Source organism: Pseudoalteromonas sp. TP27 (assembly GCF_056470645.1).
Window position 1 is genome coordinate 1 of the sequence record NZ_JARDAK010000025.1, and the last position, 14,158, is coordinate 14,158.

Genomic DNA, 14,158 nt, shown 5'->3' on the forward strand with positions numbered 1-14,158 from the left:
TCGTCAAATTTGGCGACCTTTTTCTTAGCTGGTGATCACGTTTTAATTCAAATATAGCTAAAACGAGTCATAACTTCATTGTCATGTGACATTAAGGCAGACCCTAATGTCATCTATTTGTTGATTGATCTATTTAAAAATGTCTTTAAGTGAAGAACGACAAGTTTCTTTATCTTCATCAGTTAAATCTTTATAGGCAATTTTAAGATCGTTAATCAAAGTGTATAAAGATTCAGGGATCCTCATTTGACGTGTTGGCTCTTCTTTCTTCCTTCCTGCGTTTAGGCGTACACCACCATGTTGAGAAGTTAGAAAATAAGATTTCAAGTTGTCAGTAATTGGATTTATTGATTGATAAAGAATGTCCATTTCATCGTGAATTTTCGTACTTAAAGAATACGGAATAACATCAAAATCTTCTTTGCTCGTTGCTAATTCATCATATAAATCATTCAGTTTAATAGCGTAACCATGCAATAATTCAATGGCTTCATTAATATAAATATCTTTTTCTTCTGATTTTATTTTAATCAAGAAAATTTTGTAATATCCATTCAACAGACCAAGTAGATATGGAAAGTCCTTACATTTATCGTCTGGTATGTCTTTATTCATTTCAGAGATAAAATTCTGCGCAGAATCATACATATCATCATTTTCAGACATATATAGCTTAGATAATATTTCATAATAAGTTTTTTCATAATACAACCTATCAGTCAAATCACTATCAGTTAAAATGTATTCAAACGTGGTAATGTTTTTCTCATACACATTTATATAATGCTTATAAAAATCAATTGAAAATTCCATAATTAACCCCTTTATTTATATGAGTTGATTATACCTTATAATCTTGATTATTGCACCATAAATCATATTTAAGCCAGTATACATATCGTCAATATGTATAATACATTATGGGGATATGTTTAATTGGTAAGGAATAATGAAATTTAGTCGTGTCAAAGAAGGTGAGTTTAAGCGTCTAGTTGAGACTAAAACGATAACCACTCTTATTGCTCAAGAGTCGAATAATGAACACAATAAGTTTTCACTATTTGGTATCGATGAAAAAAATCAACTTGGTTATGCTGTTCGTCATGGCCGTGTTGATGAGCTAAGAACGTGGCGATTAGATATGTTAAGTGCGTCTGTTAAATCATTAGGATTTAAGTCAATAGAAGTCTATTTTTCTAAATAAAATAGAGAAAAAGTAAAACATGGGTGCTTGTGGCCTATACCTCACAGTCTGAAATCGGGTAGCAGCTTTACTCTGCTACCCGTCCAGCTCTACTCTGCTTCGTAGGCAAGTGTTGCCAGTATTACCGCGCTCCCATTTTTGATTTGAAGCTCACAAAGTGACCCTCTTACCATCCATGTGAAACACAGGATCGTTAAACAAATAACAATCAAGCCCGTTAAGGCGGATTTTTTCGGCATTTTACTTGCCCCTTATCAAAATAGAGGCTAAGATCAGTTCTGCGAAGATACATCACTTAAACCTCGTTAGTTAATGAAAATTAAACTTTCGGGGTTTTTGTTTATCTACCGTCTACAAAACTTGCGTTATGCTTTCGGTTGATAGCCAAAAGCACCCACCGATATTCTACATTAAACACTTTCTATTATCCTAGTTTTTCATTTACTTATCTTTAAATATCGTCATTTCTAGCTCAGTTTATGCCTTATAACTACCGTTTTTTCTGTGAAAATATATGTAGTATTTTCCTACAGTGTTGTAATTTGTTATAGATATTTCAGGGCTATAATTGGTTTTTATTCCCAATGTTAGAGCTTCTATTTTTTATGTAGGGCGTTTTTTTCTATCGAAAAAGGGTCATTTCCTCGCTGCGCTCGTCCTCCGATAACCCCTATCCGTAAGAAACAAGTTTCAACGGCTAGGGGGTTCCTGTCGTCATTCTCCCCAACGCAAAAGCCAGAGCCAAAATCAAGAGCTTTCACTTCTCTTTCTAAGTGCTTGTAATCGCTGATAGTGGTTTCATTGCGTCATTGTTTTCCCTATGTGTGCTTTTTCATTTCGTCTAGCTACTTCCTGTTGACCGTCTCCTATCAGAACCTCCCTTGCAATAGTTCGCTTCGCCGCGTTGCGCTTTTGCAAGGCAGAACCATGTTAGGAGATCGGACAGTCAGGCGACGACGAAGATGAAAAATCACTTAAACATAGGAAAAACAGCCATGACACATTTATATGAACGCATCCCTATTTGATAGAGCATAATTGTAAATTTTGACAAATTAGGTGAGACGGCAGTTTTATATTCGGTCTATATGGCAGACTTATGCTGCCGACCCTGATGATTTCCGCTGCTTTGCTCCTCATTTCAACCTCGGATTTTATAATCCAATAAGTCATTCAGGTTTAACAAAGCTCGGGCTTACCATTTTGTCATCATTACTTATGCGTCTATACAAATTCTTTCTTAATTAAAACTTAATTTTGTAATGCTGGTTCATAATCTCTTTCGTGAGCTAATAATGCCCAAACAATTCGTGCTGTTTTATTTGCTTGAGCAATGATTGCTACATTTTTTGGTCGTCGTGAGGCTAATTTTATAAGCCAATTATTTTTGTCTTTGCTGTGACTCATAACAGATCTTGCTCCATGAACAAGTAATTTTCGGAGATATCCATCTCCTCGTTTACTTATTCCGTGTAAATTAATTCGTCCGCCCGTACCTGTTTGCCTTGGTACTATACCTAACCAAGCTGAAAATTCGCGTCCAGACTTAAAACTCTTTGGATCTCCCATTGAGGCAACTAATGCAGTCGCTGTTAACACTCCAATTCCGGGTACTTGAGCTGCTCTCTGGCAGGCTGCATCTTGATTAAACCAAGCTTTTAATTGTTGCTCTATAAATTTAACCTCGTCATCAATATTACAAATCCGTTGCCATTGATTATGAAAACTGTCCATTAACATTTTAGGTAAACGCTCATCCAGTCGAGCTAAACAGGCAGGGAGTTTATCTTTTAAAGCGGCTCGCCCTAGAGGTAAAACCTCACCAAATTCAGTAAGTAGACCTCTTAATCCATTAATTTGTGCTGTACGGAACGTGACTAATTGCTCTCTCATTCTATGTATAGCCAATATAGCTTGTTGCTCTTCTGTTTTTATAGCTACGAATTTCATATCTGGTTGTTGCATGGCTGTCCAAATAGCGCGAGCATCTGCGATATCATTCTTATTACCCACAACAAATGGTTTAACTTTACATGCTGGGAGTAATCTTATGCTGTGTCCCATACTTGCTAATTGACGTGACCAATGATGTGCCCCTCCGCATGCCTCCATACCTATTACACAAGGGTTTATATTTGCAAATTGTTGTAAGAATTTTGCTCGCTTTACTTGTTTTGAGTGGGTTTCTCCAGTTTCAGTATCAACCCAATGAATTTGAAAAACTTGTTTTGCGAGATCAACGCCAAATATAGATGATTGCATATTAGGTACTCCAGTGCTTGTCGTGAACAATATTTAATCATAATGCAGCATTAGATATTGTGAGTTTGTTTGATTATTTCCACCTAAGTTAAGGGGGATGCGTTCATATCATTTCAACCACTATCAACTCAACAATCACTAAAGAAACAGAAGCGACTAAAGCAAAAGCAGGCTCTCTCAAATCTGAAATGGTTAAAAAGCGTAAAACAACAAAAAAACGCGCAGTCGTTAAAGTATCTAAAGACATTTATCAAATGGTGACGGATCGCATTATTGCAGCACTAGAAAGTGGGGTTAAACCGTGGGCGTGTCCGTGGGATAGAACCAATGAATGTTCAATGTTACCAATGAACTTTAAAACAAAAGCGAATTATTCAGGGGTAAATATTCTATTGCTTTGGAGTGAAACGGTAATGAAAGGTTTCTCAAGCCCTTACTGGTTGACCTATAACCAAGCCGTTGAGCTAGGCGGTAACGTTATCAAAGGCCAAAAAGGAACCGCAATTATCTATTATAAAAATTGGGAAAAAGAAAACGACGACGGAAAAACTGAAATTATCCCAATGTTAAAAACCTTTACTGTGTTTAATCTTGACCAAGTGGAAGGCATCGAAAAGCCAGCGGTTGTTGTGGCAGAAGTAAGAGAGAAAAACGAATTTGTAACGTTAGATCATGTAGTCGAGGCCATTAATGCAACAGGAATTAAAATCAATCATTGTGGTATTCGTGCGTTTTATTCGTCTGCACATGATGAAATTACATTGCCGATGGTTGATCGTTTTAATTCTTCTTATGACTATTACGCGACCACATGGCATGAGTTGGTTCATGCAACAGGCCACAAAACCCGTTTAGATCGTAATTTAAAAAATAGCTTTGGCTCTAAAGATTATGCGTTTGAAGAATTGATCGCAGAGTTAGGCGCAGAGTTCTGCTGTGCTGATTTGGGGATTGTGGGTGAGGTTCAACATGAAAGTTATATCGCAAGCTGGCTAGAGCGTTTGAATGGCGATAAGAAGTTTATTTTTAAAGCCGCCAGTCAAGCAAGTAAAGCGCATCAATGGCTAATTAAGCGATAAAAAAAGAAAAGGCTTAAAGTCCCCCCATTACAAGCAACTTTAAGCCTAAACCACTTAACTAACATAAGGAATATAAAATCATGACTGATATTTGTCAATGTGAAATTTTACCGATCCCGTTTGAGCTAGGAAAAGTCGTGTTAACACAAGGCATTAACCAGTTAATTCAGGGAGATCATGAAAAACTTAAACCATTTTTAGATCGTCATTACTCGTGTGATTGGGGGACAACGTGCGAGGAAGACAGTTTACTTAATAATGAGGCGACGCATAACGGCGATCGCATTATGTCGCAATATAATTATGATGATATTCAAATTTGGATCATTACCGAATGGGATCGTAGTGCAACTACGGTTTTATTATCGAGTGAATATTGATTAATAGATAGTTAAATCCCCTTACTTTTGAGTAAGGGGATTTTTTGAAAAAATCTTTTCCACATACCCACAATCGGCTCACGAGAGGGGGTGAATGTCTCTTACCGCCTCATGTGGATATGTGGAAAAGAGTCCGCACTTTTACGGTGATTTTATCTGTTGTTTTTTACTGTAGTGTCGTTTTTTACTACAGTTATTTTAAGTGATGCAATATACTACTGTGTAGTAAATTACTGCATATTATTTTTGAAAGGGTAAATCGAAAATGTTGTCACAAAAAGAGCACTTAGAGCTGATTGTACTTAGGTTTATTGATGCGCACGTAGATTTGTACGGTGAGTTTAACGTCCCGTTTATCGCTGATACGTTTCGTATTCACCGAGCAACCGCGAGTGCCATTGTCACAAAATATAAGAAGAAAAAACCAAGTAATTTAATCTATGATTTGAGAAAAAAGAAGTACGTGAAGGGCTATACCTTTGAGAAGGTATTTTTAATGAATGAACGCTCATTATCGTATCTGAACGCGATTGATGTGATTTATTCCAGTTAAAAAAAAGCCGAGCATTTAGGGGTGCTCGGCAAAAGTAACATGAACCTGAAAATAAAGCGTGTGTACCTAAGTGGTAGCACAATAAGAGTGTAGTAATTCACTGCAAACAATACACAACGACTATTTAGGCTAGTAAACAGTCGTTACGTTGATTGTATTTCAACTTATGTGACTTGGGTATCATTATTTTCAGGTTATGATTTTCGGTTATGCTCAGCGATTTTGTCATTAATCGCTTGGCTTCCTTTGGTTTGCTGTGGCGAGGCTTGCGCATTGCCTTTGCTTACCTGATTCGCTTGCTGGTCAGCCCATGAATCCCGTTGTGGAGTTTCTTTGTTATATTCTTTCTTACTTTTTTGTGGGCCACTTAGCAACTTCATGGCAGCAGCGGCAGGAGCCATAGCCTCTTTAAACGTTAAAGAGCCAGACGCAAAACCACCAGCCAGTGAGCCTGATAGATTCGGGATTTGTTTGACTACCCACGTTAGTATGGCCGCTACAACGGAGATTTGAACCATTACCCCTGTCGGGTTAATGCCTTCAACAGTTGGGTTGTTCTTACCGATAAAGGTACTGATGATTTCTATTGCCATTGAAATGATGATAACCCCGAATATTTGCACCAATACATTTTCTACGATTTTAGTTACCCATGAATCAAAGAACTTGCGAGTGATTGGGAATAGCGCAAAAGCAATGAATAGTGGTCCAATTACAAACAACATGGTTAATAAAAATTTGGTTCCGATAATGATGATGGCCGAAATAATGGTCAACACACAAACCACAGCCAGAATAACCACAGCAACGAGTAACCACACATAATCCCCCCAACTTACTTTTTTGATGCAGTAGACTGCGTGCTCAAGGGCTTGCATTAGCAAGCCATCTAAGGTTTGGTAAATGTCGTTACCACTTTCATTTTTACTGATGGCACTGGATATGCCACTCGATAATGAATTTACCCCATCAATGATATAAAACGTGTAATTATCCACGTTCAATACCAATGTCGTGATGGTGATTACCTGAATACCCAATATCACCGTATCACGCGCTAAGTCGTCGGTTTTTCCAAATATCTGTAAATACCCTTTGAACATTAAGAAAAGGGTTACGCCCATCATAATTAAGGGGCTGATAGCCCCAATTAATCCACTAATACCTGACACAATAAAATCAGAGGTGAAATTATCAATCGTGTTGCCAATGTAACTGAATGCGGTAATGTCCATTTTAAAACTCCAGAGGTGCGACTTCGACACCGTATTTTTTACTTCCCCATGTTTTCGCACTGATTTCTCGTTGTTGCTGTTGCAACAAACGATATTCAGCCTCAGTGGTTGCTTGATACATGGCTAATTTGTTGTTGTCATTTTGAATAAGGGCTTGCTCTGCTTGAATACGCGCACTCAATTCAGATATAGCCTTGGGGTCACGAGTTTGGTTAATTTTATCCATCAATAATTTAATTTGCTCAGTGCGTGAATTAGACGTTTCATAAGCATTACTGGCGTATTCCTGGTCTTGCGCAGGTTTTACCGCAAGGGCTTCACAGTTTCGTTGCTCAGTTCTGTCCTCGATGTATTCACACGCATCAATAACCTTGCTTGCGTCTCGTAAGGCTTTGGCTGCGCCCGATAAGCCTTCATATCCGTTATAACGGATATTGCTTAGCACGTTTTGCCAGTTATCGGGTAAATGCTTTGAGAACGCAGGATTATTTAAAATATTGCCTAGCCCCCGCGTTCCCGTCATTGAATTGTATTCGCGCTCCATTTGTTTCAACTGTCGTTGCGCTTCATTGAGCTGGTCTAACATCGTCGCGTACTCTTTGAGCATTTGAGACATATTCTGGAATTGGTGCAAGGTGGCTGGAATATCAATCAACACAGACGTTGGAAAGCCAGCGTGTGCGGAGGGTAGGGAAAGTGATAGCCCTAACACTATCGCTTTCATGGTTGTTTTTAATTGCATGGTAAATCCTTAAAAAGTCCCCTAAAAAAACACGGTTCAATTCCTATTTATCCATCATGAGGCGGCAAGAGATATTCACCCCCTCTCGTGAGCCGATTGTGGATAAATAGGAACCCAGAAAAACTCACAACGTGGCCGTTGCTCTTTTTCTTTTCGATGTAATTTATTTAGGGGAGGAGTAGAAAGCCCCATCATGACGATGAGATTATTTTTCTGTTTATCCAACATGAGGCGGTAAGAGATATTCACCCCCACTCGTGAGCCGATTGTGGGTAAACAGAAACAAGGAAAGACTTATTGAAAATTAATGGCAGCTTGTTCCAGTTCTTGTTTGGTTGCAGGGCTAAGGGTTGAGAACGATTGCTGTAGCAATCGTCCTTTTTCAATCAATTGAATTTCATTCACGCTCAAACGATTGGTATTTTGCGCATGATACGCAATATAACCGCCACTCAAGCCGATAATGCCGCCTACCATAGCAGCGACCACCGTCATCATTAAAACCGCCTGTAACGCTATCCTAGGCGGATTAGCAAGCAATAACTTATGGTGAGCATCGAGTAATGATTTTGTGATACTGGTTTTGACTTCATTATCGGCAATGTCTTTGAGTTCTTGCTTTGTGACAGAGAAATGCGCGTTGGCCGCTTGAGTGTAATTATCAAGGGCTTTAGCTGCATGGTTTAAGTGCGTATTGATGATGTCTTGCGTAATACCGATACGCATTTGAGATTCACCGCCTATCTCAGTGAGTTTCTTTTGCAGTAAAATTACTTCACTGAGAATTTCACGGATATAGGCTTCTTGGTAATTTACGGAATTATCGATTGGAGTCGTCATAATTGGCTCTCATTATTGAATGTGAGGTATGAAAAAAGGAACCGAAAGGTTCCTTTTTTTTGCGATAGCGTCATGTTTATTACGCTATATTGATAGTTTTAAACACGTTATCTAACGTCATTTGAACGCCTGTTGCTAATCGCTTTGTGGCGAGGGCATGAGAATATAATCGACGTTGCGCTCTGTCTTCTGTGCCTTGGATTAGCTCTCTGTAATTCGTGTCATCGTTTACGATGTCATGAATACTTCGCTCTTCATCATTCAATCGATTGAATAATTCATTTTCAAAAATAACGGCATTGGGATTAAAGTCGGCTATGCCTTTTGCGGATTGAATAATATCTTTAAATTCGTAACTAATAACGTCATTACAATCGACCATATTCATGACGATTTTAATTTGCTCTTTAGGTACACCTAATTCAGATAGTGCATCAAGGGTCGATATACTGTCTGATATTTGTTTTGCTTTACTGGTAACTGGAATAACAAAGAAATCAAAATCTTCATGACTCCCAATATTATTTCGCATTTGATTCATAAAATCTTCGACGTTCGATGCGCCTACATCAATAATAACGTTTCCGTGTTCGTCGGCTGATTCCATAATTTGCGTGAACTTTTCGCCTCTCATTGTTTCGCCATTAATTCCATTGGAATTAATGGATTCAACTGAGATTAATTTCGCGTTTTCAACTCGTGGTTGTAATAAGTGTTGAGCAATAATACTTTTGCCAACGTTACCAGAGAAATTCATAACAACAATTTTCATATTTTTTCCTTATAGAAATTCTTCATAAAGTCGGTTGAACTTTATTTTATGCTTTGTGTAAATGTGACGGATTTGAGAATCAGGTTTATCAACGATGTCGCTAGGCTCCCCACCAAGAGCAAGGAATCTTTCAGAGAGATTGGTAGCGGCAGCGTGTTTTTCCATTGCCGCCTCGTATAACGCTTTTTTGTCAGCGTTGTTTTCAGGAGCCACAAGCGAGCTATTGCTCGTGGTTTTTTGATGTTGGTTCTGAGGTTGAATATTCAGATCTTGTGTCGATCTTTTTTGAGGTGAAATCCCTCTTTCTTTTCGGATGCGATAAATCATCGTTCGCAATGAGGATAGCGTCAGTTCTAGCCCTTGCTCATTAAGATAGTTATTAATCAGTTCGAGTTTTACGCCCTCTTTCATTGCTTCGGTTAAGGGGGTAAACAATTGACGGATTATCATCATTTTTGATGTTCTTCCGTGAATTTCAACGAGCTGTTTTATCCCTTCTTTTAGTTCTTCGATGGCGAAAGTCATCATTGACTTACTCTGAATCGGTTAGTTTTTGCTTTTTTTTCTTAATCCGATAAAGAATGCTTCTTAAATGATCGTTTGATAAAACGATATTTTTTGTATTTAAAAAATCAACGATATTATCTATAGAAGCCCCTTCGTTTAGCGCAATATTTATGTCGTCATATAGTTCAGTAATTATCGCGGTTTTTGATGTTGATTTGACTTGGTGTTTTCTTGTGTAGGAAAGAAGATCTTCCCCTGATGGTCGTTCATTATTCATATTCACTCCGTAATCTTAGCAATATCGTACTAAATCGGTCTCATTGGTGGCTTAAGAAGTCTTACTTTCGTACTAAATCCGTTCAATTGCCGTTTCAAATAAGTTCTAAGCCGTCTTATCTGTGTCTTAACGATGTTCTAATGATGTTGACAAAACTAGAGATAGGCACGACAGGCACGTTTTCACCCTCTACTACGTATTTGGTAAAAACATGCCCTGTGCCAAAGGGTAAACCCTTTGAAACCCTTCACTGCGGACGCAGCATTTTCAACTTCTTATCGATCGAAACTGTGGGTCTGTTTCTTATCAATGGTAGGGGCTTTTTGTGGCTCATTTTCTTGTTTGTAATCGCGCTCTGCTTTTTGAATGATGTTCTCACCATCCCTAAATTGTTGCGCTTTTTCTTTCATCATTTCGTTCAGTTTTGGATCAGAGAATTGAATGCTTAGGTTGTTCTTAACCGCCACTTCAACCAGCTTTTCCTTGTACTCTTCTGTCCCTCGAATATCGAGCGTATTACCGAATTTTTCCATTGAAAGGCGTAAGCCTATTTCAATGGCCTTATCCGAGTTCTGAGCAATGTGAACATTTTCACCGCGATCAACGACGATAACTTCTTTATCCATGAAGTAGGTAACGTGACCTTTTTCGTTGGTTTGGTGTGTGATGTTTTCGTAGTCTTGAGGCGGAAGCGGAGCTTGTTTATTGCGTGTATTTTCAGGCTCAGAATGTGGGGCTTTTTCTGGCTCGTTATGTTGCTCTTGTTTTGGTTTGTTCGGCTCGTTGATATTATCAACGTCTCTTTCTTTGTTATTTTCACGCTCTGGTTGACCTGAACGAATGGTTAAATCCATTGCCTTTTCTTTTGCTGCATCTATTTTATTTGACGGGTCGTTTATATAACGATTTGCAAAATCAATCACACGTTGTTTATCTCTTTCTTGCCCCGAATAAATAGGCGTTAATTCATCCATAATTTGTTTTGGTTTTAATTGATGCGTTTCTTTCATTAATTCAGTCACCGTTAGTGACTTGTCATTAAATTGAATGCGATCCCCTTTTTCTGTTTTAGAAATATGCTCAGCGTTAATACCCAACTCTTTTAATTTTGGATACATGATTAATAATCGACTGGCTTCCAGTTTTTTATCCAGAACGGCTTTAGTTATGGTTTCAGGTTTATTTACTGGTGTTGGTTGAGGGTTTTCTTTTTCAGCTTGCTTATTATCAACGTGATCTTTAGTGGTTTTATTTTCCACGTCTGAGGCTTGATGAGGCAGATCTCTTTCCTTATTCATTTCATGATTAACGTCATGGTTAATATCGGGTGTTTTTACAATATCCCAATGATTACGATGCGTATTAATCGTCTCTGTGCCTATCACTTTGCCATTGTCATCTTTAATATCTACAGGGACTTCGACCTCTTTTTTACCTGCGTTCGTTAATGAAATGGAGTCACCTACACTGACTTTATTCTCTTCAATTGCGGATTGTAAAGCGACTCCCCATACCGTTTTAACCTGATTGTTAGGCAGTTTTACCTTGATGTAGTAGCTTTGTTTGTTGTCCTTATTAAACTCATAAGGGGCTGTGCCGTGTTCTTCAATGGTTCCGTTAATGCTGTTATTCATAAGTAGACTCTCTGTTGAGGTATGACGTTGCTCAAACCGTTGGTATTGAGCAGTGATTAAATTCGGATAGTTCTGCTTGAGTTGGTTTCTGTCCCATTCTCGTTGCTCGATAAATTCCATATCTGCAATGACTTTGTTCATTCTTGAAATGGATAGGGCAATTTTGCGATCAGATTTAGAAAGTGAATCGTCGGCATAGATGGCGTTTTTTTCAGTGCTGAACGTTTTCCTTATGGCAAAACGATAGGCTTTTTCGTTATCGTATTGAGCTTTCCACGCTTGTTTTCGCTCTTTTTTGTGGCTAGGTTGCCATCGTTGAGAAAAGTCTTCTCTGTCGTGCTCAGTGCTTTTTTGAGCATTAGGATCACGTTGTCTTGCGAAGGAATGCTCTAGCTGTTGCTTAGCTTCTTTCCATGACAAGCCCATTTCTTTTGTTAGAAAATCCGCGACGTTGAGTTGCCTTGTGCCACAGACAATGCGATCACTTCCGTCTTTACCTTGGGTAATTACGTATTTTTGAGTGATAAGGCCGTGTGATTGTGATAAATCACGGAGTAATTCCGTGGCGTTGAGTTGCTTTTTGATGTGGGCAATGTCGGGTAATAGTTGTTTTTCTAACTCGCCTTCCATGATGTCCGATTGAATTTGTTGGGTTACTCTGCTGTGTCCTGTGAGTCGTTCGTGGACGGGTTTAGCTGGTTCTTGATGTCCTGTAACTCTCTGTACAGCGGATCTAAGAGCGCGGAGATCTCGTCGATGAGCGATATTTCTTGCTCCTGGTTCAATGTTCCCACAATCTCGTTGAGCATGAGACAAATGTCGTTTTGCTGCGTCGAGATTTCGGTTAATGTCTGCAACACAATCTCGTTGTGTTCTTGTTGGGATAATGTCGTCATTTAAAAATGCCTTTTTCTTTTGTTGAATAAATTCGGTTTTTTCTTGGGTGCTCATGGCCTTGTAAGCGGCTCGATTTCTAAATTTAACGTGCCTGACTTCATGTGAGCGATGTTCATTCCAATGCGCTAAATCTGCATGATGTTTTTCGGTGGCTTGATAGTTTCCCTGCTCAGGGCTGATGTAATCATGGGATGAAGAACCGCTTAGGTTTTGTTGTTTCTGATTGGTTGGCAGTGATAAAAAACGCTCAGTAAACACGGTATCATTCAGGTTTATTCCTTTTGATTTGCCTTCTTCTTTGATGTTGAGGTAATTATTTTCTTTGCCTTTGTTTCTCTCCTTTACCTCATAACCTTTCTCAATTAAATGCGCTGATAAGTCACTTAGGCTCGATGAAGGCATGGTCAAAACGTGCTTTAATACCTCTTCCTTAATCGCTTTATTTGCCCCTTTGAAGGTGTCGCCTTTACTGCGCTCTATCACTGTACTTTCGCTAGTAAAATTACTGCGGATGTTCATTTTAGGACTGGCAAGGCCGTATTTTTCATTCACGACTTCTTGAAAAGCGTCAATGTAAGCTTGGTTATGTTCAACGATCTCAAAAGGGTCGAGTCGTTTATTCGTTTGAAGATTCGTTTTAGGTATAACTATATGAATATGGGGCTTGCGTTCGATAAGATCTTTTGTTTTTTTATCGACTAGGCTTTTAATTTTAGGAACGTGCGCTTCTGCGTAAAAGTCGTATTCATCCTCGCTGTAGGCTTTCATAGCAAAGGTTTTGAACTCAGTAACAATGCTATTCATTACGTCGTTATCTACGTGATCTTCTTTGAAAGAGAGGGTGATATGCAAATATCGTTCAGCGTCGGTGTCCACACCATTAATAATGAGTTCAGTTGCGTTTAAATTGCCTTCTAAAATGATCCTGTGGTCGAGTTCATCCCGTGTATGCTCACGACCGTTTTTGATGCCATTACGCAAGTAATCACCAATACCAGCGTTACCACCGCCCACTCTAACTAACATCGTTTATCCCTTTCTCAAGTAATTCCATGATGGATTCAATGTGTTTAATGGCTGACTTCATTTCACTTTTAGTGATGATCCCAGCCTTGTTGCTGATGTGAATTTGCTTAGCGATTTGGTTAAGGTTGTTGGAGCTTTTCTTGTAAAGAAAAATCAGTTGTTGTTTATCGATAGAGCGTTTTTCTTTTCTAACGACAAAGCTTTTGTTTTTTAATACCCCTTCACGTAAGAACTCGATAAGGGTCATGTTGGCTTTTTCGGCTTTCTTTTTGAATTTGTCATACTCTTCATTGAGTAATCGAAAGCCGATATAAGTAGTGGTTAAGGACTTTTTACTCATAGGCTTCATTATCTAAATCGTTATAGAAGTCACGGTATCTAACCTCATTCAATTCAGGATGTTTATCAGTAAATCCTAGGTCTGGATGACAACTAACGAACGTGAGGTAATGCTCAAACTTTTTAATTAACTCGTCATGTTGATCTAAGGTTGTTGGATGAACCGATTTGTGCAACGCATGGGTTTGAGTACAAACAATATCGTAAGCCTGTTGTCGTCTTTCTACGCCATCATCAATAGGCGTTACCCCATCACCTATTTCACCAGCAATCACGTTTAATGTGTAAGCCAGAAGATTTCTCATTTCGATGTAAGCGTGTTCAAAATTGAGCGTTTCATTTGATGTGGTCATTTAAGTGCCTCTATCAAGTTGATGATTAGGAGCTACAGCAGTAAGCCGTAGCCCCTAA

General features: G+C 38.7%; 16 protein-coding genes. 4 read left to right on the forward strand and 12 right to left on the reverse strand.

Features of this window, described 5'->3' with window-relative positions; all coding sequences use genetic code 11:
* Window positions 1-129: 129 nt before the first annotated feature.
* A complete protein-coding gene (locus PX700_RS19420; protein ID WP_479521622.1) occupies window positions 130-813 on the reverse strand; it encodes a hypothetical protein in 684 nt (227 codons plus the stop codon).
* A gap of 136 nt (window positions 814-949) precedes the next feature.
* Between PX700_RS19420 and PX700_RS19425 the strand changes: the two genes are divergently transcribed.
* Window positions 950-1,204, forward strand: coding sequence for a hypothetical protein (locus PX700_RS19425; protein ID WP_479521623.1), 255 nt, complete (start codon window positions 950-952; stop codon window positions 1,202-1,204).
* An 89-nt stretch (window positions 1,205-1,293) separates the two neighbouring features.
* Here the strand turns inward: PX700_RS19425 and PX700_RS19430 are convergent, their stop codons facing one another.
* Together PX700_RS19430 and PX700_RS19435 are read right to left on the reverse strand one after the other, a co-directional pair.
* Window positions 1,294-1,443, reverse strand: a complete 150-nt coding sequence (locus PX700_RS19430; RefSeq protein ID WP_479521624.1) for a Hok/Gef family protein — start codon at window positions 1,441-1,443, stop codon at window positions 1,294-1,296.
* A 1,012-nt stretch (window positions 1,444-2,455) separates the two neighbouring features.
* Window positions 2,456-3,466, reverse strand: a complete 1,011-nt coding sequence (locus tag PX700_RS19435; protein ID WP_479521625.1) for an IS110 family RNA-guided transposase — start codon at window positions 3,464-3,466, stop codon at window positions 2,456-2,458.
* 188 nt (window positions 3,467-3,654) lie between these two features.
* On the opposite strand from PX700_RS19435, the gene PX700_RS19440 reads away from it, so the two are divergent.
* From PX700_RS19440 to PX700_RS19450, 3 genes are all read left to right on the forward strand, one after another.
* Entirely contained in the window at window positions 3,655-4,545 is an 891-nt protein-coding gene (locus PX700_RS19440) for an ArdC family protein (protein WP_479521626.1), read from the forward strand.
* A gap of 80 nt (window positions 4,546-4,625) precedes the next feature.
* A complete protein-coding gene (locus tag PX700_RS19445; protein WP_479521627.1) occupies window positions 4,626-4,925 on the forward strand; it encodes a hypothetical protein in 300 nt (99 codons plus the stop codon).
* A 265-nt stretch (window positions 4,926-5,190) separates the two neighbouring features.
* Window positions 5,191-5,478: a BrxR family helix-turn-helix transcriptional regulator gene (locus PX700_RS19450; RefSeq protein ID WP_479521628.1), complete on the forward strand. Its 288-nt coding sequence runs from the start codon at window positions 5,191-5,193 to the stop codon at window positions 5,476-5,478.
* Window positions 5,479-5,672: 194 nt separating this feature from the next.
* On the opposite strand, the gene PX700_RS19455 is transcribed toward PX700_RS19450, so the two are convergent.
* The 9 genes from PX700_RS19455 to PX700_RS19495 form a co-directional block, all read right to left on the reverse strand.
* On the reverse strand, window positions 5,673-6,713 hold the full coding sequence (locus PX700_RS19455) for a TrbL/VirB6 family protein (protein ID WP_479521629.1): 1,041 nt from the start codon (window positions 6,711-6,713) through the stop codon (window positions 5,673-5,675).
* Between the two features lies 1 nt (window position 6,714).
* Window positions 6,715-7,455 (reverse strand): P-type DNA transfer protein VirB5, encoded by a 741-nt coding sequence (virB5, locus tag PX700_RS19460; protein WP_479521630.1) that lies wholly within the window; start codon window positions 7,453-7,455, stop codon window positions 6,715-6,717.
* Window positions 7,456-7,749: 294 nt separating this feature from the next.
* Window positions 7,750-8,295, reverse strand: coding sequence for a hypothetical protein (locus PX700_RS19465; protein ID WP_479521631.1), 546 nt, complete (start codon window positions 8,293-8,295; stop codon window positions 7,750-7,752).
* 79 nt (window positions 8,296-8,374) lie between these two features.
* A complete protein-coding gene (gene stbB, locus PX700_RS19470; RefSeq protein WP_479521632.1) occupies window positions 8,375-9,067 on the reverse strand; it encodes a StbB family protein in 693 nt (230 codons plus the stop codon).
* 9 nt (window positions 9,068-9,076) lie between these two features.
* Window positions 9,077-9,595: a hypothetical protein gene (locus PX700_RS19475; RefSeq protein WP_479521633.1), complete on the reverse strand. Its 519-nt coding sequence runs from the start codon at window positions 9,593-9,595 to the stop codon at window positions 9,077-9,079.
* Window positions 9,596-9,599: 4 nt separating this feature from the next.
* A complete protein-coding gene (locus PX700_RS19480) occupies window positions 9,600-9,851 on the reverse strand; it encodes a hypothetical protein (RefSeq protein WP_479521634.1) in 252 nt (83 codons plus the stop codon).
* 275 nt (window positions 9,852-10,126) lie between these two features.
* Window positions 10,127-13,408, reverse strand: a complete 3,282-nt coding sequence (locus PX700_RS19485; RefSeq protein ID WP_479521635.1) for an LPD7 domain-containing protein — start codon at window positions 13,406-13,408, stop codon at window positions 10,127-10,129.
* On the reverse strand, window positions 13,398-13,748 hold the full coding sequence (locus tag PX700_RS19490) for a plasmid mobilization protein (RefSeq protein WP_446701306.1): 351 nt from the start codon (window positions 13,746-13,748) through the stop codon (window positions 13,398-13,400). The genes PX700_RS19485 and PX700_RS19490 overlap by 11 nt, the downstream gene beginning before the upstream one ends.
* Window positions 13,741-14,100: a hypothetical protein gene (locus tag PX700_RS19495; RefSeq protein WP_479521636.1), complete on the reverse strand. Its 360-nt coding sequence runs from the start codon at window positions 14,098-14,100 to the stop codon at window positions 13,741-13,743. Before PX700_RS19495 ends, PX700_RS19490 begins: the two co-directional genes overlap by 8 nt.
* Window positions 14,101-14,158: the final 58 nt, after the last annotated feature.

What these genes read in the sequence shown, in the direction of transcription:
- PX700_RS19420 (WP_479521622.1), bottom strand. Translation starts at nt 813, where the DNA reads ATGGAATTTTCAATTGATTTTTATAAGCATTATATAAATGTGTATGAG.
- PX700_RS19425 (WP_479521623.1), top strand. Translation starts at nt 950, where the DNA reads ATGAAATTTAGTCGTGTCAAAGAAGGTGAGTTTAAGCGTCTAGTTGAG.
- PX700_RS19430 (WP_479521624.1), bottom strand. Translation starts at nt 1,443, where the DNA reads ATGCCGAAAAAATCCGCCTTAACGGGCTTGATTGTTATTTGTTTAACG.
- PX700_RS19435 (WP_479521625.1), bottom strand. Translation starts at nt 3,466, where the DNA reads ATGCAATCATCTATATTTGGCGTTGATCTCGCAAAACAAGTTTTTCAA.
- PX700_RS19440 (WP_479521626.1), top strand. Translation starts at nt 3,655, where the DNA reads ATGGTTAAAAAGCGTAAAACAACAAAAAAACGCGCAGTCGTTAAAGTA.
- PX700_RS19445 (WP_479521627.1), top strand. Translation starts at nt 4,626, where the DNA reads ATGACTGATATTTGTCAATGTGAAATTTTACCGATCCCGTTTGAGCTA.
- PX700_RS19450 (WP_479521628.1), top strand. Translation starts at nt 5,191, where the DNA reads ATGTTGTCACAAAAAGAGCACTTAGAGCTGATTGTACTTAGGTTTATT.
- PX700_RS19455 (WP_479521629.1), bottom strand. Translation starts at nt 6,713, where the DNA reads ATGGACATTACCGCATTCAGTTACATTGGCAACACGATTGATAATTTC.
- virB5 (WP_479521630.1), bottom strand. Translation starts at nt 7,455, where the DNA reads ATGCAATTAAAAACAACCATGAAAGCGATAGTGTTAGGGCTATCACTT.
- PX700_RS19465 (WP_479521631.1), bottom strand. Translation starts at nt 8,295, where the DNA reads ATGACGACTCCAATCGATAATTCCGTAAATTACCAAGAAGCCTATATC.
- stbB (WP_479521632.1), bottom strand. Translation starts at nt 9,067, where the DNA reads ATGAAAATTGTTGTTATGAATTTCTCTGGTAACGTTGGCAAAAGTATT.
- PX700_RS19475 (WP_479521633.1), bottom strand. Translation starts at nt 9,595, where the DNA reads ATGATGACTTTCGCCATCGAAGAACTAAAAGAAGGGATAAAACAGCTC.
- PX700_RS19480 (WP_479521634.1), bottom strand. Translation starts at nt 9,851, where the DNA reads ATGAATAATGAACGACCATCAGGGGAAGATCTTCTTTCCTACACAAGA.
- PX700_RS19485 (WP_479521635.1), bottom strand. Translation starts at nt 13,408, where the DNA reads ATGTTAGTTAGAGTGGGCGGTGGTAACGCTGGTATTGGTGATTACTTG.
- PX700_RS19490 (WP_446701306.1), bottom strand. Translation starts at nt 13,748, where the DNA reads ATGAGTAAAAAGTCCTTAACCACTACTTATATCGGCTTTCGATTACTC.
- PX700_RS19495 (WP_479521636.1), bottom strand. Translation starts at nt 14,100, where the DNA reads ATGACCACATCAAATGAAACGCTCAATTTTGAACACGCTTACATCGAA.